Raw genomic sequence first — 19841 nt, forward strand, 5'->3', positions numbered from 1 at the left:
TTTTCTAGGGTAATTTCTCCTCTCTAATTCTTTTAAAAATAATTTTCTACTGGCAATCTTAAGATTGCCTTTTCCAGCATTTTCCCCGGGCAGTTTTAGGTTGTCCCCTTGTTCCGGTATATTAATGGATTGTTTTGGCGAAGGGGGCGATGGTGCGCTCTAGTATTCCTTGGATATAGCTAATAGCTATACCGTAGTTAGTTATGGGTACCCCGTTTTCCCGAGCAGTTTCCAGGCGGTTTAAATAGGTCCGCCGGGTAATGGTACAGCCTCCACACTGAATTATTAAACGGTAGTCCTTAATATTTTCCGGGAAAATTGGTCCGGCAGCTATTTCAAAGTCTGGCTTCTGATTAGTGTATTGCCTGATCCAGTGAGGAATCTTAATTCGTCCTATATCATCAGCTTGAACATGGTGGCTGCATGCTTCTGCGATCAGAACTTTATCACCATCCCGCAGCTGTTCAATAACCGAGGCACCTTCTACCATCTGGTTTAAATTCCCTTTAAAACGGGAAAAAAGTATAGAAAAAGTCGTTAGGGGCACATCAAGGGGAATTATTGAGTTTACGGTATGTACCACCTGGGAATCAGTTATGACCAGACGGGGAGATTTCCTAAGTTTGATAAGGGTACGAGCCAGTTCATTTTCCTTGACTACTATGGCAGTAGCATTATGATCCAAAAGGTCCCGGATAGTCTGCACTTGCGGCAGTATAAGACGACCTTTGGGAGCTCCCAGATCTATTGGTACTACCAGAACTACCAGATTTCCCTCTAAGACTAAATTCCCGATTAATGAAGGTTCCTCCCGGGAACTTACCTGCTTAATATGGCCCAGTTTATCTTTTAGCTGGTCCACACCTTGACCAGTCACAGTTGAGATTAATACGAAATCGAGCTGCTTTTGCTCTAGCTTTTCGAACAAGTGGGGATAGGTGGCCAAATCGCATTTATTTACCACCACTATAGTTGGTTTAGCATTTCTTTTTAATTGCTGCCATATTTCTTCTTCATAATCAGTCCACTCACCATCACCGATAGTAATCAATCCTATATCAGCGTCAGCTATAACCTGGCGGGTTTTTCGGGTGCGAAGCTCACCTAACTGGCTGTCATCATCAATACCGGCTGTATCCACAATCAGGCAGGGCCCTAAAGGGCTAATTTCCACCGCTTTGTCGACTGGGTCAGTAGTAGTTCCGGCTAATGGGGAGACGATAGCCAGGTCAAACCCCACCAGGGAATTGATCAGCGAAGACTTACCGGCATTACGCCGGCCTAAGACAGCTATCGTGGTACGCATACCTTTAGGTGTATCATTCAGATCACTCATAAAGTCACCTCTTTTATATTTTGCAGCACTGGTTTAAAGGTGGGGATGACCTGTTTGATCTACCGTTTATTATGCCTGGTGTTTTTCCCAGCACTGCTATTTAGCCAGCAAGCTACTGCTTAAGCAGTAAAGGCTATACCAAGTGTTTTTCCACAGCACTGCAAATTGTCAGCCCTGGTGCTACTAAAAAGGGGAACCCGGGAACCATCCTCCTATTTTCCCCTGTTTCTTCGCTGGTGCCAGTGGGGGGAATCTCCCCATTTCCAGTAGCCCATCTTATATCCGGCTTCATCTACCTGCTGTTCCAGTGTTGTCAGGGTGGTGAATTTTTTATGGGCATATAGTTTGTAATCATCCCTTTTATCTGGCGGAGTAAGTACCGGCATAATAATATTGGCCCCAGCTTTAAGCCCCATTTTAAGTCCTTCAGGGTGGATGGATTGTAAGGCCGTGGAGGCTACCATATTAATATCAGGCATGAGTAGGCGGGCCAGGGCCAGCATTTTCAAGGAAGTGGTATAGGAATCTATGGTAATATACCTTTGCATACGGGCCAGGGGAGTATTAGGATGAGGTATATAAGGCCCCATTCCCAGCATATCAATATCCTGGTCCAGAAAGAACTTCAGGTCACCAACCAGATGGGAAACAGTTTGACCGGGCAGCCCTATCATTACCCCGGTACCTACCTGATAGCCGATATCCCCCAATGCCGCCAAGCATTCCAACCGGGAGGACAGGGTTTGCCCGGGAGGGTGAATACGGCTAAAAAGCTCATTATCAGAGGTTTCAATACGCAGCAGATAGCGGTGGGCCCCGGCCTTGTATAACCGCAAGTATTGTGAGTAGCTTAATTCACCTATGCTTAAAGTTATACCCAGGCCTGGCCCGCCATTCTGGGTAGTTACCTCCTTTATACAACTGATTAATTCCACCAGGAAGTCCACCTGCTCGGGGACAGGATTTTCTCCTGACTGCAGGCAAATGGAGTGGTAGCCCTTGCGGTAAGCGTACTCCGCAATTTTAATAATTTCCTCCCGGGAGAGAAAATAACGGTTAATCAGAGTATTTTTGCTGCGCAGGCCGCAATAGAAACAATTGCAAGAGCAGTAGTTGCTAAATTCAATCAGTCCCCGCAGGTATACCTCATTACCCCGAGCTTTACGGCGTACCTGGTCAGATTCTTTCAGAAGCCTACCCAACAGAGCCGGATCATTGCTGGCCAGGATTTCTTCTGTTTGATTAAGATTAATGACGGGCATAAAAAACATCCTTCAAAGTTATAATAACCTCCTGAATCTCCTGGCCCGGCAGGCTATCAGGATTATCAATAAATAAGCCATAACCACCGCTTAAGCGTACCTTAAGGGGAGAAAAACTTATTTCTTGGTGATTGCCCAGCAAGTGGGCCCAGCGGTTGCCAAAGACCCGGGACCAGCGCACCTTTAATACCGGATAAAGTTCAGTTAAGGCCTGGTGTGAGGCTTTTACCAGGTTATTATCGGTCTGGTAAAGCTCTATTAAGGATAATAACTGCCGGTTCAACTTATTCACCTCTTTACATATGTTAAAAGGGTTTGAAGCAGCCTGGAACATTCTTGCCTAAATGTTTTTACATGGCAAAAGTCTGAGTAAATCACATCATAGTAAACCCTGTTTATAAATACAAATCCCTTTCACCAGCTTCAATACGAGCCAGAAGATCTAGTACCGTCTGGCGGATAAGTTCACCAGGCAGAGCGGCTATTTCCTGTTCGATAAGCTGGTTACCAATTTGACGAGTTTCTTCACTGGCATAATCGAGCAGGTATTCCTTAAAAGTTAAGATGGCATTGGGCATACAAAGGGTGTGTACTTTGCCTTTTTTTGCAATGTCCATAAAATAATTGCCGGTGCGGCCACAACGGTATCCGGCTGTACAAAATGAGGCGATACGGCTCATTTTAGCCAGATCACAGACGGCTTCATCCAGGCTGCGGTTATCACCTAAAATAAATTGCTGGCGCTCATAGTCCAGGGTATCACTGCTATAGGTACCTATGCCAATGTTGGAACCGGCATCAATCTGGGTAATACCTACCGGTAGCACCTTTTCACGGATATAAGCCGGTTCACGGGCGGTAAGGATCATTCCGGTATAAGGTACGGAAAGGCGGATAACTGTAACTAGTTTCTTAAAAGTATTATCATCCACCAGATGGGAACTTTTTTGGGTAAAGGGGGTATTGACGGCTGGTTCCATGCGGGGGAAGGAAATAGTATGTGGACCTACTCCGCCAAATTTCTTTTCCAGGTCAATGGTGTGTAATAGCAGTCCCATAACCTCAAACTTCCAGTCGTATAGGCCGAATAAGGCACCGATACCTACATCATCTACCCCGGCTTCCATAGATCGATGCAGGGAATAGAGCCGCCAGCGGTAGTCAGCTTTTATACCCCGGGGATGAAGGCGGCGGTAAGTTTCGTGGTGGTAGGTTTCCTGGAAAACCTGGAAGGTGCCGATACCTACCTCTTTAAGTACCTGCAGATCTTCTACCGACATGGGGGCGGCATTAACATTAGAGCGGCGGATTTCTCCATGGTTAACTTTGGTATCATAAGCCACCTTCAAGGTTTCCGCAATGTAATTAACATCGGAATCAGGATGTTCACCATAAACCATGATCAAACGCTTATGTCCCTTTTGTACCAGGGATTTAATTTCCTCACGCAGTTCCTCCAGGGTTAGTTGTTTACGGATAGCCTTTTTATTATCATGGCGAAATCCGCAGTAAACACAACTATTAACACATAAATTACTTACATAAAGGGGAGCAAAGGTGACGATCCTTCTTCCGTAAACCTTTTCCTTTATTTGTCCTCCTGCAGCATACATTTCCTCCCACATTTCTTCATCGGTGCAGTTTAGTAGTGCAGCGGTTTCTTCCGGTTCTAAACGCTCCAGAGCCAGCGATTTGGCAATAATTTCCCTTAAGCGCTGTTTATCAGGTTTTTGGTTAGCCATCAGGGTAGTGAAAATGTAGTCTTCATTAATAAAGTCATTTCCCTTATCCAGGTATTTTTCTACCTGTTCTGGTTTGATGACCTGATCCATCCACTCTTTTACAGCCGTAGCCTGCATAATTTTCCCTCCTCCAATAATTCCCTGCCACCGTCGGAACTACTAAAATTTCTGAAACTGCGGTATTCCCAAAATAACTAATAATCCCGCCATGTTGGCTGGGGCAACTGTACGTTATATGTTAAGATCGCCGGTTCCTTTTAAGGCTGGTTAAAGATTGAGGCCGGCAGTTTAATACATTCTGGCGTTTTTTATTGGTACTCTCATCCCTTCACCATGGCCAGGCCAGGTTTATTTTGACTGAGCGACTGCGGAACATGGGGACCTAGCACTCCTTTACCATAGTCAGTCCGGGGTTCTTATATTTTAATAAAAGGATTAAGGTGATTTGGTTAGGGCGCTTTTTACGGTTACCCCAGGAAGACTACCCAGTTTTCCAGTAAGAGCACCTAACTGATCAGTATTACCATCTACTATCAAAGAGATCACGGCTACTTCACGGGCTCTATAAGGAAGTCCCATGCGGCCGATGATGACTTCTGCATATTTACTTAATATTTCATTAACCCGAGGAACTGCCTCCCGGTTTTCAATAACTATACCAACCACCCCAAGGCGTGTATTTATCATGTGATTCGCTCCTTAACAAAAAACCGCCTGCCCTGTTGTAAAAGGCAAGCGGTTACAATATCATCATAAAATCTGTAACCCTCAAAATCAGCTAACCCGCCTCATCATCAGGAATATGACTACCCTAATTTATATAAGACCTATTAGATTAACAATACTTATAGGTACTTTTTATTTTTAGCATGGTAGTGAGTATGCAGGAGTTCGTGGGATTTGTGCCCCAAGGGCTCATGCAGGAACTCTTCATAAAGGGTTTTGACTTCCGGATTATCATGGGACTTACGCAGAGCACAGTTTTCGTCCTCTACATATATTGCATCGATGCGTTCGGCCCGTTTGGCGTTAGCTTTAGTAATCGGCTGTCCGCCGCCGCCGATACATCCACCGGGGCAGGCCATAATTTCAATGAAATGATAAGGGGATTCTCCGGCTCTTACCTGATCCATTACCTGGCGGGCATTACTTAAGCCATGGGCTACTGCTACATTGACTACCGTTCCGTTCAGATCCACCTGGGCTTCCTTTACGCCTTCCATACCACGTACCATGGTAAAGTTGACATCAGTTAGCTCCTGTTTGGTAACTACTTCATAGACGGTGCGCAGGGCTGCTTCCATAACCCCTCCAGTAGCTCCAAAGATAACCGCTGCTCCAGTATAAGCCCCCATCCAGGAATCGAAGGAGGTTCCAGGCAGTTTGTTAAAATCAAGGCCCGACATTCTAAATAGTCGTCCAATCTCCCGGGTAGTTAAGACCAGATCAACATCCCGGTAGCCACTATCCTGCATTTCGGGGCGGGAAGCTTCAAACTTCTTAGCAGTACAGGGCATAATGGATACGGAATAGATATTAGCCGGATCAATATTCATTTTTTCTGCCCAGTAAGTTTTCACCAAAGCACCAAACATTTGCTGGGGAGATTTACAGGTGGACAGGTTATCGACTAGATCCGGATAGAAAGTCTCGCAGAAGTTGATCCATCCAGGGCTACAGGAGGTAAACATCGGTAAAGTACCGCCCTCATTCAGCCGTTTTAACAGTTCATTGCCTTCCTCCAGGATGGTCAGGTCAGCGGTAAAGTTGGTATGCAGCACATAGTCAAAGCCTACCTGGCGCAACCCGGCTACCAGAACCTCCATAGGCATATCGCCAGTCTTCATGCCGACTTCCTCGCCAATAGCTACCCTAACAGCAGGGGCAATCTGAGTAACCACTACTTTATCAGGATCGGCAATGGCCGCCAGCAGCTCATCAACCTGCTCGTTTTCATAGATAGCACCTACCGGGCAGGCGTGGATACACTGTCCGCACATGACACAGGGGCTATCAATCAGGGCTTTACCTAGAGTAGGAACCACCATGGCGTTATGGCCGCGATTTTCCAGGCCCAGAGCATAGACCGACTGGGTTACACTACAAGCATCAACACAGCGACGGCACAGGATACATTTGTTCTGATCTCTGATAATGGAAGGTGTGGAACGATCCAGTTCATAGCCGCGGGTTTTAATCTCAAAGGGATTATCACGGATCATATATTCCGCAGCCAGATCCTGTAATTCACAGTTTCCATTGCGGATACAATTGAGACAGTCCTGGGGATGATTGGCAAGAATCAATTCCAGGATGGTTTTTCTAGCTTCAATTACTTTCGGGGTTTTTGTTTTTACAACCATTCCCTCAGTAGCCGGTGTCGAACAGGCTGCCTGGAGAAGTCTATTTCCTTCAACTTCACATATGCAAACCCGGCAGTTAGCTTTTACCGCCTGGTCGGGATGCCAGCAGAGTGTAGGAATATTAATACCGACTTCTTTAGCTGCCTGCAGGATGGTAGAGCCTTTGGGAACGGATACGTTAATACCGTCTATATTTAAGTTAACCATTTCTTTCCCTCCTTTTGCTCTGTCCTACAAGAGTTTAGCATCGTAGTCGGCTTTAAAATGCTTAATAGTTGTAAGTACCGGAGCAGGGGCTGCCTGTCCTAATCCACATAGACAGGAGTAGGACATAACCCGACCTAATCTCTCCAGTAATGTAATGTCCCGGAAACTGGCTTTACCGTTATTTATTTTGGACATAATTTCGGCTGTACGGGAAGTACCTTCACGGCAGGGAGCACATTTGCCACAGGACTCATGTTCAAAGAAACCAGCAATGCGGGTAACTACATCCACGATATCCCGGGTTTCATCTAGTACGAAAACAGCTCCCGATCCCAGGGTAGCCCCAATGGCACTCATATTATCGAAGGCTAGCGGAGTATCCAGCAGTGTGCTGGGAATAAAGGCTCCTGATGTTCCGCCGATCTGAACGGCCTTAAATTTTTTATCGCCGGGAATACCTCCGCCAAATTTGTAAATTAGCTCGCGAATGGTAGTGTTAGTGGGAACTTCGAAAAAGGTCTTGTTGTTAACATTTCCGGTCAGGGTAAAAACCTTGGTGCCTGGATAGGCAGGGGCACCAATGGCAGCGTACCATTCAGCACCTTTATCAACTATAATGGGGATGTTGGCAAAGGTTTCGACATTGTTCACGATAGTAGGTTGGCCCCATAATCCTTCCGAAGGCGGATAAGGAGGTTTAAAGCGGGGTTCACCACGTTTGCCTTCAATAGATTCAATCAAAGCTGTTTCTTCACCACATACATAAGCTCCAGCTCCACTTCTGACTTCAACCTCGAAGTCACCCAGTACACCTTTTTCTTTTGCCTGGGCGATGGCCTGGTTTAAGATATCAGCAACCTGGGGATATTCCCCCCGACAATATATAAAGCCTTGTTGGGCTCCGATTGCATACCCGCAAATGGCCATACCTTCCAGAAGAGACTGAGGGTCATTTTCCATGATAAGACGGTCCTTATAAGTACCGGGCTCACCTTCGTCGGCATTACATACCACAAACTTTTTATCAGCACTAGTCTGGTAAGCGAAAGACCACTTTTGACCGCAGTTAAAACCTGCTCCGCCGCGACCTCTAAGGTTGGATCTCTTCACTTCGGCGATCAGTGCTTCCTGGCCCATACTGCGCGCTTTTTCCAGAGCTTTATAGCCGCCCTGACCGATATAATCCTCTATTTTAAGGGGATCAATCTTACCGTAATTACGCAGTACGATGCGCAATTCTTCGGCCATTTGTATGACCTCCTTTCATACGAATGTGTTTGTGAGAACTTTCTCTTTTTACGTACAAATTATTTGAATTCAGCCAAAATACCTGGAATTAGGGCAGGGCTCACATCCAGATAAGGTTTACCGTTAATGGTGATTACTGGTGTGGCCTGGCACTGTCCTACACACTCGGTAAATTCAAGAGCGAAAAGTCCATCGTCCGTACTTTCACCCATTTTAATACCTAATTCCCTCTCCAGAGCAGCCACTACCTCAGTAGCCCCAGCTACGTGACAGGGAGCGCTTTCGCAGATACGAATAACGTTCTTACCCCGTGGTTTTACGGAAAACATGGAATAAAAACTAGCCACACCATAAGCTTCAGCAGTAGATACCTTAAAAACCTGGGCTGCTTCTGCGACCGCTTTTTCCGGCAGGTAACTTAGATCCGCCTGTATAGCGTGAAAAGCTTCGATCATACCCCCTGGTTTGTCCGCATACCGGGCGATGATTTCCCTGTAATCCACTTCTTCTTCCCCCCTCCATGAAGTTATTAATAGAAATGATACTGACCATAACGACGGCCTATGCCTAAGCTAAAGATAATACAACATAGTAGTTTAATGAAAGTTCCATATTATAGGAAAGGCGCTTAATTTAACAAAAATACATGATTAAACTAGCAAATTTATGGAATTATTTAGTTTTCCATAAACTAATACTATTAGCCAGATAAGAACAGTTAATGGCGGCAAACATATAAGAAAAGCGGAAAATTTGGGGCTAGGATTTCTCTACATGATGCTATGGCTGGTAAACCGAAGGTGGGGAAAATAGAGCAGGTAAAAACAAAAAGTTGCTGGGAGACCTAAAGTATTGGTTATAGCCATAGGGCTAATAATAAAGATGATATCAGCAACTGTAAGCTGTATAAAAAAGTGCCAGGACTGCCAAGTTAATGCTAGGCAGCTATCTTAGTTAGGAGGATAGTTTTGGAAAATAAACACCTGCAGGAACTTTACCCATTCCCGGCACAAGTACCGGCCCGGTTCCGGTTAAATGAAATTAAATCCGGACTAACTTATCTGGTGAATGGTGAAATACGGGAGGCCGCTCATGGGCAGGCTGTTATTTCACCTATTAAAATTAGAAAGGCAGAACAGCTTGCTCCGGTGCGAATAGGGCAGTATGCCGATTTAAACTCTGCCGAGGCCCTGGAAGCATTAACTGCCGCCCGGCAAGCCTGGCAAGCCGGGACTGGTAAGTGGGCTACTAAGACTGCCGGAGAACGTATTGAGGTGATCAGGGCTTTTTCTCAGCATATGTGCCATTATGAAGAAGTCTTTAATCTCCTGGCTATGTGGGAAATTGCTAAACCCTATTCCGCCTGTAAGGATGAATTTGCTCGTACTATTAAATACATTGAAGACACTATTAGTAGTTTGGAAAATCTGGAAAGTGAATCCCGCAGCATAAATATCGAAGGGGAGTATTTAGCGCTGGTGAAGCGGTGCCCTCTGGGAGTAGTACTGTGTATGGGGCCTTTTAACTATCCATTAAATGAAACCTTCGCTATGCTTATTCCCGCCTTGATTATGGGAAATTCGGTGGTAATGAAGCCACCACAATATGGAGCCCTATGTACCCTGCCTTTACTAGAGGAGTTTGCCAGATGTTTTCCGCCTGGGGTTATCAATATAATTAATGGCGATGGTGAAGAAATCATAGGCCCTATTATGCGGTCCGGGCAAGTAAGCGTGCTTGGTTTTATAGGTTCTACCCGGGTAGCTAACCTGTTAATAGGGCAGCATCCGGCTAATAACCGTTTACGGACTATCCTGGGGCTGGAAGCAAAAAATCCGGCCTTTGTTTTTCCCGATGCTGATTTAGACCTGGCCGCCCGGGAATGTGTTCAGGGGGCCCTGGAATTTAATGGACAGCGCTGCACAGCTATTAAACATGTTTGGGTTCATGCCAGTATAGCGGATGAATTTTTAGCCTGCCTGGAAAGGGAGATTAATAATCTTAAGTGCGGAATGCCCTGGGAAGAAGAAGTTTTCATAACCCCACTGGCGGAGAAAAACAAACCGGAATGGTTAGCCCGGCTGGTTGATGAAGCTTGTAATAAAGGTGCCCGGGTGGTTAATGGTGGTGGCGGGGAATATGCCGGTTCCCTTTTTTATCCCACCATATTGTTTCCGGTCAACCAGGAGATGGAAATATATAATGTAGAACAGTTTGGCCCGGTCATACCGGTAAGTCCGTTTAAACATACGGAGGAACTGGTAGAATACCTGGCCGCATCAGATTACGGGCAGCAGGCTAGTATTTTTAGCTCCAGTGCCCAGACTGCGGCACCGCTTATAGATGTTCTGGTCAATCAGGTTTCTCGTGTCAATCTTAATGCTCAATGCCGGCGTGGACCGGATGCACTTCCTTTTACTGGACGCAAAGATTCCGCCGAAGGGACTCTATCCATTAGTGATGCTTTAAAGGCTTTTTCTATCCGCTCATTAGCAGTTGCCAATGAAGCAGGGCGGGATCTATTTTTTGATGTCTTACAAAGCGGATGTTCCCGATTCCTTAAATTATAAGGTTTTGAAACCGGGACAACTATATTCACCTTAAGACTCTCATGCCGGTAGGCTCATCTAGGCCTACAACTTAGGCCGGCCTCATTTGGTTGAATTTATAAAAAACTCCACCCTACCAATGATTAGAATTCCCTCTACTCACTAACTAATAATGCTAAGTTTTACGATAATACAAGAGATATTATTTACCTGAGAACATTCCTAGTTTGCCGGAGCTAAACAGAAAAGGAAGCAAAAGGATCCTCCCCGGTTGGCCTGTCTAAATATTTTCTAAAAATTCTTGACAGGCGCTGAAATATCTATTACCATAAGTGTAACGATTACACAATTACACTGATTACACAAGCTGTACTAGCTCGTGAAATAAATAATAGGAGGGTAAATAATGGCTGAAAAGATTAACGAAGGGTTATATTGGGTGGGTGTACAGGACCCTGACCTGCGGATCTTTGATATTGTCATGACCACCGAGTACGGAACCAGCTACAATTCCTACTTGATTATGGGCGGGGAAAAAACAGTCTTAATAGAAACAGTCAAGGATAAATTTTTTGACGAATTTTTGGCAAACCTGCAAGAAGTTACGGCGCTGGAAAAGATAGATTACTTGATTGTAAACCATACTGAACCTGACCATGTTGGCTCAGTAGAGAAACTTTTGGAGAAAATCCCTGGTCTGACGGTAGTAGGAAGTGAAACGGCCCTGGAATTTCTTAAGGATATTGTCAACCGTAAGTTTAAGGACCAACCGGTAGGAGATGGCGATAAAATTGATCTGGGCGGAAAAACCCTGCGCTTTATCAGTGCCCCCTTCCTACACTGGCCTGATTCTATGTATACCTACCTGGAAGAGGACAGCATATTATTTACCTGTGATTCTTTTGGCTGCCATTATTCCGATGAACGTCTATTTAATGACCTAATGGAAGAAGATTTTACTGAGGCCTACAAATACTATTTCGATGTCATTATAAGTCCATTTAAACCTTATGTACTGGAGGCCCTCGGGAAAATTAAAGATCTGAAAATCAGTACCATCTGCCCGGGACATGGGCCGATCCTGCGCCGGGATATTCCACACTACCTGGAGATGTATCGTACCTGGTCTGAGCAGCCCGTAAAAGGTGAAGGGGAGAAGCCGGCTATTGTCATGGCTTATGTAAGTGCTTATGGTTACACAGAAATGTTGGCAGATATGATAGTGGACGGTATCCTGACAGTAGACGACTTCGAAGTTAACCGCTATGATCTGGTGGATGCCGACCTGGATGAGGTAATGGAGAAGATTAATAGTGCTGATGGTTTGCTAATTGGCTCTCCTACTATTAATGGTGATGCCCTGCCTCCTATTTGGCAGCTATTAACCCGTCTTTCACCGATAGTTCATGCCGGCAAGGTAGCAGCTGCTTTTGGAGCTTACGGATGGAGCGGGGAAGCAGTTCCCAGTATCGAGGCCCGGCTTAGCTCATTGCGGATGAAAGTACAGCCTGGGCTTAAAGTCAAGTTTAAGCCTTCTGAAGGTGAGCTGGAAGAAGCATTTAAAATGGGAATGGACTTTGCCAAAGCAATTCAGCAAAAAACCCAGGATAGTTCCCAAAAGCAGTGGCGCTGCTTAATTTGTGGCTATATTCATGAAGGAGCCCAACCGCCGGAGGTATGCCCGGCCTGTGGAGCAGGTCCGGAAAACTTTGAAGAATTACTTCCAGAAGATGAATTTAACCTGAATACTGATGAACAGTTTGTAATAATCGGCAGCGGTATAGCTGCATTATCTGCTGCCCGGGCTATTCGCCAGCGTAATAAGACGGCTAAGATCTTGATGACAACTGTGGAAAACCACCTGCCTTATTATCGGCCGGCCTTGTCTGATTTACTGAGCGAAAACCTGGAAGGGGAGCGTCTCTACCCATTTGGCCCGGAGTGGTATAAGGAAAACCAGATTGAGGTATGGTTAGGAACTCCGATAACCGGGATTGATACTAAAGCTAAACGGCTTACCAGTGCTGGTGGTGAAACTATTACCTATAGCAAGCTCATCATAGCCACGGGATCCCGAAGTAATATTCCCCCCTTTAAAGGCCTGGAGAATGAAGGGGTTTATGCTCTGCGCAGCCTAGACGATGCTCTCCAAATAAAGCAGGCTATACAGCCGGGTAAAAAGGCTGTGGTTATAGGTGGGGGAGTGCTAGGCTTAGAAGCTGTATGGGAAATGGCTTCATCAGGTATGGAGGTATCAGTAGTTGAGTTTAGCCCGAGGCTTATGCCCCGCCAATTAGATGAAGCTGCCTCTAGTCGCCTGCAGGATTTAATAACTGCTCAGGGTATTAAGCTGTATTTAGGTGTAGCTACCGAAGAAATTATGGGTGATGGCAGGGTAAATGGCGTCAGATTAAATAATGGCGAGACTCTGCCGGCTGATCTGGTACTCTTATCAACTGGAGTAAAGCCTAATGTGGAATTAGCCCAGCAAGCCGGTATAAATGTTAAACAAGGGATCATAGTAGATGAGCGGATGAGAACCGATGCCGCTGATGTTTATGCTGCTGGTGATGTGGCTCAATTCGGAGAAAGGTTGATCGGATTATGGCCGGTGGCCATGGAAATGGGCAAAATTGCTGGTGCTAGTGCGGCCGGTGACTGGTTAGAATATAGTCAACCCCTAATTTCTACCATGTTGGCTGCTTTTGGCAAAGAAATATTCTCCATTGGTGATGTAAACCAAGCCTCTGATCAGTGCCGGGTAGTGGAAGTCATTGATCCGGTGAAGGGGTATTACAAGAAAAGCTATCTAAAAGATGGTGTACTGGTAGGCGAAATCATCATTGCTGACCAGGTGGATGCCACTGAATCTATGCAAAAACTAGGCCGGGATAGTTCTGGCAAAAAACGTTATAATCGTTGGAAGTGCCGGGTTTGCGGTTATATTCATGAAGGACCTGAACCACCTGATTTTTGCCCGGTTTGCGGAGTAGCCAAAGATATGTTTGATCCGGTGGAATAAAAGTTTAGTCTAGCTGGGCCATAAAAAAGCTCCCTAATAACCTTTTCATAGTTAATCCCCCCTGAGATAGAATTAAGTCTGTCAAAGGGGGGATTTGGCTGCCCCCCCAAGAATTTCCGAAGGTTTTTTAAAAATAAAACTTAGAAATCTTTGCATATCTGTACATACTCTGGTATAAAAGCAGTAGTATTTTAATCAGGAGGATAGGTCCTTGATTTCATATATAGTCATGGTCGCAGTAGGAATTGCTGCCGGGGTGTTAGGAGCTATTCTGGGGGTAGGCGGGGGAGTAGTTATGCTTCCCGCCACTGAATATATATTAGGATTAACTACTACCCTGGCTATAGGAACTACCCTTTTTTCTATCATGTTTACATCTATATCCGGGGCCTATGGGCACTATAAAGAAGGTAATGTGCACATAACTAGTGCCCTGTTAATTGGAGCTGGGGGATTAGTCGGGGTATTATTAGGTTCTTATGTTTTTAAACAGTACTTAAGTTCCCACATCAAAATGCTGGAGTTTTTGCTAGGCATGCTCTTCCTTTTTATGGCAATACGTATGGCCCGGGAGTATTGGAAAGAAAGAGGGCAGGCCAAACTAGATACAGACTATATTCAGGAGGGTAAAAGACTTCCCCTGTGGACCCTTACCTTGGTAGGATTATTAACCGGGAGTTTGACTGGTATGCTGGGTCTGGGGGGAGGATTTATTATGGTTCCGGCTATGATATGGCTTTTTGCTGCTGCTCCTTACCAGGCTGTAGGCACTACCCTTCTGGCTATGTTCCCTATTTCAGCTGTAGGGGCTTTTATAAAACTGTTTCAGGGTTATGTTGATCTACGGGTAGCTCTGCTCATGGGAGTAGGTACTATTATAGGAGCTCAACTAGGGGTGCTGGTAACCCGTTATATCAGCCGGCTTGTTTTTAAGTTTATCTTTGCCCTGCTTTTTACCTATCTGTCATTTAACTATTTATCGCATCTTATATCTTAAAAGATTTAAATATTCTGCTGTATAAGGTGTAATTTCCGGTCTTATCAAGTAGGTCCCAGGCTTTTCCGATATAATTAATATAAGGTTATAGCAGGAGAACGAAATATGGATTTTATTACGGATAGCATCAAAAAGAATACGGTATTATGGATAATTCTGTGGCTGCTTTTAGTACTGAATCTTTTTACTATGGTTACCTTGAGCTCCGGTTTAGCAGTAATAAAAGTAATATTTTTTATATTACTGGCGCTAGCTGGTGGGGTAGTTATAAAACATATAGCTGACCGTATTAAGGATAGCGGGGAAGAGGAGCCTGTCAATGAGGAAATCAGCGCCCTGATGCAGGAAATCAGACCCCTTTGTGATGATATATTTGAACGACAGCTAGATGGGAAAATACAACCTTTGATGAATAACCTGAGAGATGATTTTGTGCAGGGCTTATCCTGGCTAGGTGAGGATATGAAAGAATTTCTTACCCGGGCAGAAGAGGCGGCCCATAACGGCAGGGCGATAATACAGCTAATAGATTCTTTAAGTGATGAGAAAAATAAACTGGTCAGTAAAATAAATGAGAACCTGGCTAATCTTAACTCTGTTTTTTTCCAAGTGGAACGAGGGCGTACCAATGATGAGGAAGAGGTTAACCATTGGGTGGAAGAAAGAATTGCCGATCTGCGCAAGGGCATGGATAAAGAAAAAGAACTTTTCTATAATTATGTTTCCAATCTGCTGGCTGAACAAATGAAAGAGCAAGATGAGCTGGATTTGGTAGAATATTTTAATGTTTACAAACTAGGGGAGCAATTTTCCGTAGTTATTGAGAAGTCTTTAGAAAGCCGGCTGGCGGCTTTTCAGGATAGCGTGATATCTGATCTGGAAGTTTTTTCAGCTGATGTGGTGGGACGTATGCAAAAAAACACCCTTGATATGCGGCAGATTTTTCGGGATATACATGAGCAATTAGATCGCCTGATTGAATCCCGAAGCGAAAGTCCTCTGGTAATGCGCCGGCTGGGAGATTTTAGAGCCCAGGTGATAGAGTTAGAAGAGCGGGCCGAGGAGATTATGCTTACCATGGCCTGGCAGGATATTCTGGTAGAGAAGCGCTGGCAGGATCTTCAGGAAAAGCTGTTTATAACCAGGGACCGGGTAATGGAAAACATTAATGAAGATGTAATTGATTACATTAGAAATCTTATGGATGAGGAGATTTCCGGGTTGACTAATCTGGCCAGGGATACAAGTGATACGGCGATCTTTTATAAATCGCTAATTGATGCAGAATTAGTATATCAAGTTTATGCCGGGGGGAAACTGCCGGATTTAATCGGTAATGGTGTGTACAGCTTGTTACAATTTGTACGTCCGGTGGAAATGCTGGCTTTAAAAACTATCCGTCTTACGGAACAGGGCTTAAGAAAACGCAAAAATATCCGGTCGAAAATAAAAACCGGGCAATACCAGCCGGTTTTTGATAAAGTAAAGGAGGCCCTCGGGGATGTTAATGAAGGGCTTTTAACTGCATTGGAGGATATATTTCCCCGCCATTTTACGACTTTCTGTAATTACCCCTATCTAAAACCGCGCCCTAATAATCTTAATCAGGCCGCCTGGGATATATTTGTTATGCTGGCTGATCAGGAAGGTGAAGATCAAGACCAGGATCTTTTCCTGCTAACCGGATTACTCCTGGTCATCCATAACATTCGCAACCATCATATTCAGCCCTTGAAGAGCCAGCCCATAGAGGTGAATGATAGGCAGGAAGTGGAATTAATGCGGGTGGCTTGCTACCGAGCTATCAGTATTATGCTTTCTTCCCATTACAAAGGAATAACCTGTATTGAATTTAAAAACCGTTAGAAGCGGGTCTTTCTTTAGACCGGCAGAATTTTAAAAAGCATAGGAGATAAGCTATGATTCCCCTGCGAGACAGTGTCCCCAGCAGCCGGTTTCCGCTGGTTACCGTTATGCTGATTATCGTAAATCTTTATATCTTTGTATCCCAGCTGTCACTGGGAATGGAAAAAATGGAAAACCTGTTTTATACCTTTGGATTGGTTCCTGCCTATTATAGTACCCCGCAGGGGGCTCCGGCCGGACATCTGCCCTTTATTACCTCTATGTTTCTACATGGAGGCTGGATGCATGTTATAGGCAACATGTGGATACTTTGGTTATTTGGGGATAATGTTGAAGACCGCATGGGGCGAGGACGTTTTTTGCTTTTTTACCTGCTCTGTGGAGTACTGGCTGGTGCAACTCACTATTATGTTAACCCGGGATCCACTGTCCCGGTTGTGGGGGCATCCGGGGCAGTAGCTGGGGTTATGGGGGCCTATTTTCTCATGTTTCATCGGGCCCGGGTATTGACCCTGATCCCGCCTTTTTTCTTAATAAATATCCCCGCTTGGATATATCTGGGGTTTTGGGCAGTATCCCAGCTATGGTGCGGGGCGGCAGATGTTTTTACTGCTGATGCCTGTGGACAGATTGCATTTTGGGCCCATGTAGGCGGCTTTGCCGCCGGGATGTTTTTATATCGCTTTTTTCTGCGTCCCCACAAATCGTCCTACTATTGATTACAAAATATACGCACCTATGTGGATAAACATTTGTCATTGGCCCACCAACCGTCCTACGCTTGATTAACTGTTACCGGTTTTTGGGGTTCCAGCTTAAGCAGTCGCTCTAACTGTTCACCTGCAAAATTAGCCTGATCCCCGCCATTTTGCAGGAAATATATAGTATTTTCGATCCGCTCCTGGCTGGCTTTAATTTCATTCCAGTGGCGTTCTTCCTCAAAAAGATTTATACACTCCTGAACACTGGAAGCACGTCCAGTTTCCAGAAACGCTTTAAAGATGTTAAGACTTTTAACATCATGGTAAGCCGAATGGACATAAGCTTTGGACAGTATGCTGTTATATACCTTAAGATACTTATTATCTGCCTTTATTTTGGTTTCGGCTATATCTATATCTTCTAAACACCGGTTTAGAAAATCTTCCTGCAGTTGGGGCCAGTCTTCTAAAAGGGCTTTATACCGATCACAGGCTTTTTCGTATTCCCGGTAACGAATAAAATAAACTTTCATTTCAAAACTATGGCGGCTTCCCTGGGCCTCCTGCTGCTTTTTTTTCAGCGGCTTTAACAGGGGAAAAGTAATTATATTGCTAGGGAAATCATCCAGGGTTTTAGCAGGTTTATCCGGAACCATATCAGGTTCAATAAGTGATACTTCTTCCTGTTCTACAATAGAATAACGTTGCTCTAAAAGTTTGTTAAGATAATTTAAGTGCCGGTTTAGCTTTTCAATTTCCTGCAGGGAAAGTAGTCCCATCTGTATATCCCGGATTAAATCATCCCGACTGCGCGGATTTTTTCTAGCCTTGCGGTTTTTTGCATATTGCTTAAGATCATTATTCAATTCCAAGGGGGAATCGAGTTCCAGCAAAATCCGTACATCGTTAGCAGTAAGGACTTCGCTTGGGTCGGGATTTGTTTTAGTAAAATAAAAACGGGTGTTAGTAGCAGGATAATAATAAGGTCCTAAAGTATTAAGAAAGTCATTTTCCGCAAGCAGGGTCAGATCTTCATCTGCTGCAAGCTCTTCGGCAATAAGTTTTAGCCAGACGTGAGCCGTATCCGACATTTCCGTGCCGTCTTCTGCCACCCGTCGCGCCATGTTATAAGCCTCCAGGCTGATACGTAAATAAGAATGATAATAATAAAAGAGAACCTCAGAAGGTTGATGATTTACAAGTACTGAAAGGTCAAGATAATGGGGGTCCTCCTTATTTAAAAATGTGAAGAACATGCAAATTTCCTCCTTTTTTGGTAAAGTGGCACTGGTACCCTAACTCTGTTTTCTATAAATTACCATAAATTCCTGCCAAATGGGAAAAGAAAATTAACTTAATTGAAAAACCTTTGCATCATCATATGCTTAATCTATAATATAGGAGGGAATAGATAATCAGGAAAATTATAACTGGCAGAGGAGACGAAGATGTTTAAGGCGATACTGTTTGATTTAGATGGAACCTTGCTTAATATAGATATGGACGAGTTCTTAAAGCACTATTTTCGTAAGATGGTAGAAATGGCCCACCAGGAAGGTTACCCTGCTGATGGTCTGGTGGAAAGTGTTTACCAGGCTACAGATGTTATGATTGCCGATTTGGAGCCTGAAACCACTAATGAGGAAGTATTTATGAAGGACTTTTTCATGCGGTGGAAGTATCCTAAGGAGGAGTTTGCCCCATTTTTTGACCGGTATTACCAGGAGGTTTTTCCCCGGCTAAGTCACCTGTGCCGTACTTTTCCCGGGGTACCGGAAATGATGGAGAAGGTATTTAAGCTGGGAGTTAAGGTGGTTATTGCTACTAATGCGGTTTTTCCTTACAGTGCCTTAAAAAATAGAATTGATTGGGCGGGAGTAGGGCATTTTGATTATGATCTGATTACTTCCTATGAAGTAATGCATTTTTGCAAGCCCCATGTTCAATACTATGAGGAGATTTCTCGCCTGATAGGTGTTGATCCTGAGGATTGTCTGATGGTAGGTAACGATGTCGGTGAGGATCTACCGGCTGGAAAAATTGGTATGAAAACTTTTTTAGTTGAAGACATACTAATTGATAAAGGAGATAACCTAACGCCGGATTGGAGGGGGAAACTGCCGGATTTATTCCGTTTTATTGATAGCTTATAAACATAATCTTCACCCTGCCCGGGAAGTATAAAAACTAGAATAACAAGCAGGGTGGAGGTGGTTTGGCCATCGTCAAAAAGAAAAAGAAAAAGCCCGTCATCACGGAAAGAGATATAATGAAGATGGAAATTGCTAAGGAACTAGGGTTGTGGGAGCAGATTGAAAAAGAGGGATGGGAATCCCTAAGTAATGCGGCCTGTGGGCGAGTAGGCGGGATAATGAGTAAACGCCTGCGGGAGAAAGGTGAGTTGAAATAAATAAGCTAAAGTAATAAATTCCGGTTGGGATATTACCCGCCGGGATTTATCTTTTAAGGAGTCGATAAGGGGCAAAGATTTTCCTATTTTGGTGGAGCAGGTATAATAAGTGATAAGTATCAAGTTTTTGAACCATAA

The 19841-nt window shown here is 44.5% G+C and carries 16 protein-coding genes; 7 read left to right on the forward strand and 9 right to left on the reverse strand.

Annotated features, from left to right (window positions below):
* Nucleotides 1–121: 121 nt before the first annotated feature.
* The 8 genes from hydF to ACZ5Q0_RS08165 form a co-directional block, all read right to left on the reverse strand.
* The gene (gene hydF / locus ACZ5Q0_RS08130) at nt 122–1336 is read right to left on the reverse strand and encodes a [FeFe] hydrogenase H-cluster maturation GTPase HydF (protein ID WP_446818549.1); all 1215 of its coding nucleotides are present in this window, start codon (nt 1334–1336) and stop codon (nt 122–124) included.
* A 212-nt stretch (nt 1337–1548) separates the two neighbouring features.
* A complete protein-coding gene (gene hydE, locus ACZ5Q0_RS08135) occupies nt 1549–2598 on the reverse strand; it encodes a [FeFe] hydrogenase H-cluster radical SAM maturase HydE (protein ID WP_446818548.1) in 1050 nt (349 codons plus the stop codon).
* On the reverse strand, nt 2585–2890 hold the full coding sequence (locus ACZ5Q0_RS08140) for a hypothetical protein (RefSeq protein WP_464827100.1): 306 nt from the start codon (nt 2888–2890) through the stop codon (nt 2585–2587). Before ACZ5Q0_RS08140 ends, hydE begins: the two co-directional genes overlap by 14 nt.
* Before the next feature lie 103 nt (nt 2891–2993).
* On the reverse strand, nt 2994–4457 hold the full coding sequence (gene hydG, locus ACZ5Q0_RS08145) for a [FeFe] hydrogenase H-cluster radical SAM maturase HydG (protein ID WP_446818545.1): 1464 nt from the start codon (nt 4455–4457) through the stop codon (nt 2994–2996).
* Between the two features lie 318 nt (nt 4458–4775).
* Nucleotides 4776–5027: a TM1266 family iron-only hydrogenase system putative regulator gene (locus tag ACZ5Q0_RS08150; protein ID WP_446818544.1), complete on the reverse strand. Its 252-nt coding sequence runs from the start codon at nt 5025–5027 to the stop codon at nt 4776–4778.
* A 158-nt stretch (nt 5028–5185) separates the two neighbouring features.
* On the reverse strand, nt 5186–6910 hold the full coding sequence (locus ACZ5Q0_RS08155; RefSeq protein WP_446818543.1) for an NADH-dependent [FeFe] hydrogenase, group A6: 1725 nt from the start codon (nt 6908–6910) through the stop codon (nt 5186–5188).
* Nucleotides 6911–6934: 24 nt separating this feature from the next.
* A complete protein-coding gene (gene nuoF / locus ACZ5Q0_RS08160; RefSeq protein ID WP_446818542.1) occupies nt 6935–8158 on the reverse strand; it encodes an NADH-quinone oxidoreductase subunit NuoF in 1224 nt (407 codons plus the stop codon).
* Between the two features lie 59 nt (nt 8159–8217).
* Nucleotides 8218–8661, reverse strand: a complete 444-nt coding sequence (locus ACZ5Q0_RS08165; protein ID WP_446818541.1) for an NADH-quinone oxidoreductase subunit NuoE family protein — start codon at nt 8659–8661, stop codon at nt 8218–8220.
* 465 nt (nt 8662–9126) lie between these two features.
* Between ACZ5Q0_RS08165 and ACZ5Q0_RS08170 the strand changes: the two genes are divergently transcribed.
* The 5 genes from ACZ5Q0_RS08170 to ACZ5Q0_RS08190 all read left to right on the forward strand — a co-directional run bounded on the left by ACZ5Q0_RS08170 (nt 9127) and on the right by ACZ5Q0_RS08190 (nt 17311).
* Nucleotides 9127–10728 carry an aldehyde dehydrogenase family protein gene (locus ACZ5Q0_RS08170; protein WP_446818540.1) on the forward strand — a complete coding sequence of 534 codons (1602 nt, stop codon included), beginning with the start codon at nt 9127–9129 and terminating at the stop codon, nt 10726–10728.
* A 385-nt stretch (nt 10729–11113) separates the two neighbouring features.
* A complete protein-coding gene (locus ACZ5Q0_RS08175) occupies nt 11114–13729 on the forward strand; it encodes an FAD-dependent oxidoreductase (RefSeq protein WP_447182406.1) in 2616 nt (871 codons plus the stop codon).
* A 211-nt stretch (nt 13730–13940) separates the two neighbouring features.
* Complete coding sequence (locus tag ACZ5Q0_RS08180) at nt 13941–14726, forward strand: sulfite exporter TauE/SafE family protein (RefSeq protein WP_447182407.1); 786 nt, start codon at nt 13941–13943, stop codon at nt 14724–14726.
* 105 nt (nt 14727–14831) lie between these two features.
* On the forward strand, nt 14832–16592 hold the full coding sequence (locus tag ACZ5Q0_RS08185; RefSeq protein WP_446818537.1) for a hypothetical protein: 1761 nt from the start codon (nt 14832–14834) through the stop codon (nt 16590–16592).
* Nucleotides 16593–16645: 53 nt separating this feature from the next.
* Nucleotides 16646–17311 (forward strand): rhomboid family intramembrane serine protease, encoded by a 666-nt coding sequence (locus ACZ5Q0_RS08190; RefSeq protein ID WP_446818536.1) that lies wholly within the window; start codon nt 16646–16648, stop codon nt 17309–17311.
* Nucleotides 17312–17367: 56 nt separating this feature from the next.
* On the opposite strand, the gene ACZ5Q0_RS08195 is transcribed toward ACZ5Q0_RS08190, so the two are convergent.
* A complete protein-coding gene (locus ACZ5Q0_RS08195; protein WP_447182408.1) occupies nt 17368–18549 on the reverse strand; it encodes a hypothetical protein in 1182 nt (393 codons plus the stop codon).
* A gap of 192 nt (nt 18550–18741) precedes the next feature.
* Here ACZ5Q0_RS08195 and ACZ5Q0_RS08200 point away from each other — a divergent pair, with 192 nt between their 5' ends.
* Nucleotides 18742–19446: an HAD family hydrolase gene (locus ACZ5Q0_RS08200; protein ID WP_446818534.1), complete on the forward strand. Its 705-nt coding sequence runs from the start codon at nt 18742–18744 to the stop codon at nt 19444–19446.
* Between the two features lie 62 nt (nt 19447–19508).
* On the forward strand, nt 19509–19703 hold the full coding sequence (locus ACZ5Q0_RS08205; protein WP_446818533.1) for a small, acid-soluble spore protein, alpha/beta type: 195 nt from the start codon (nt 19509–19511) through the stop codon (nt 19701–19703).
* The last annotated feature ends 138 nt before the right edge of the window (nt 19704–19841 follow it).

It is taken from the genome of Syntrophomonas erecta subsp. sporosyntropha, assembly GCF_055395365.1.

Coding starts and splice junctions, on each gene's coding strand:
- ACZ5Q0_RS08185 (WP_446818537.1), top strand. CDS start 14,832: ATGGATTTTATTACGGATAGCATCAAAAAGAATACGGTATTATGGATA.
- nuoF (WP_446818542.1), bottom strand. CDS start 8,158: ATGGCCGAAGAATTGCGCATCGTACTGCGTAATTACGGTAAGATTGAT.
- ACZ5Q0_RS08195 (WP_447182408.1), bottom strand. CDS start 18,549: ATGTTCTTCACATTTTTAAATAAGGAGGACCCCCATTATCTTGACCTT.
- ACZ5Q0_RS08175 (WP_447182406.1), top strand. CDS start 11,114: ATGGCTGAAAAGATTAACGAAGGGTTATATTGGGTGGGTGTACAGGAC.
- ACZ5Q0_RS08155 (WP_446818543.1), bottom strand. CDS start 6,910: ATGGTTAACTTAAATATAGACGGTATTAACGTATCCGTTCCCAAAGGC.
- hydF (WP_446818549.1), bottom strand. CDS start 1,336: ATGAGTGATCTGAATGATACACCTAAAGGTATGCGTACCACGATAGCT.
- ACZ5Q0_RS08200 (WP_446818534.1), top strand. CDS start 18,742: ATGTTTAAGGCGATACTGTTTGATTTAGATGGAACCTTGCTTAATATA.
- ACZ5Q0_RS08150 (WP_446818544.1), bottom strand. CDS start 5,027: ATGATAAATACACGCCTTGGGGTGGTTGGTATAGTTATTGAAAACCGG.
- ACZ5Q0_RS08190 (WP_446818536.1), top strand. CDS start 16,646: ATGATTCCCCTGCGAGACAGTGTCCCCAGCAGCCGGTTTCCGCTGGTT.
- hydE (WP_446818548.1), bottom strand. CDS start 2,598: ATGCCCGTCATTAATCTTAATCAAACAGAAGAAATCCTGGCCAGCAAT.
- hydG (WP_446818545.1), bottom strand. CDS start 4,457: ATGCAGGCTACGGCTGTAAAAGAGTGGATGGATCAGGTCATCAAACCA.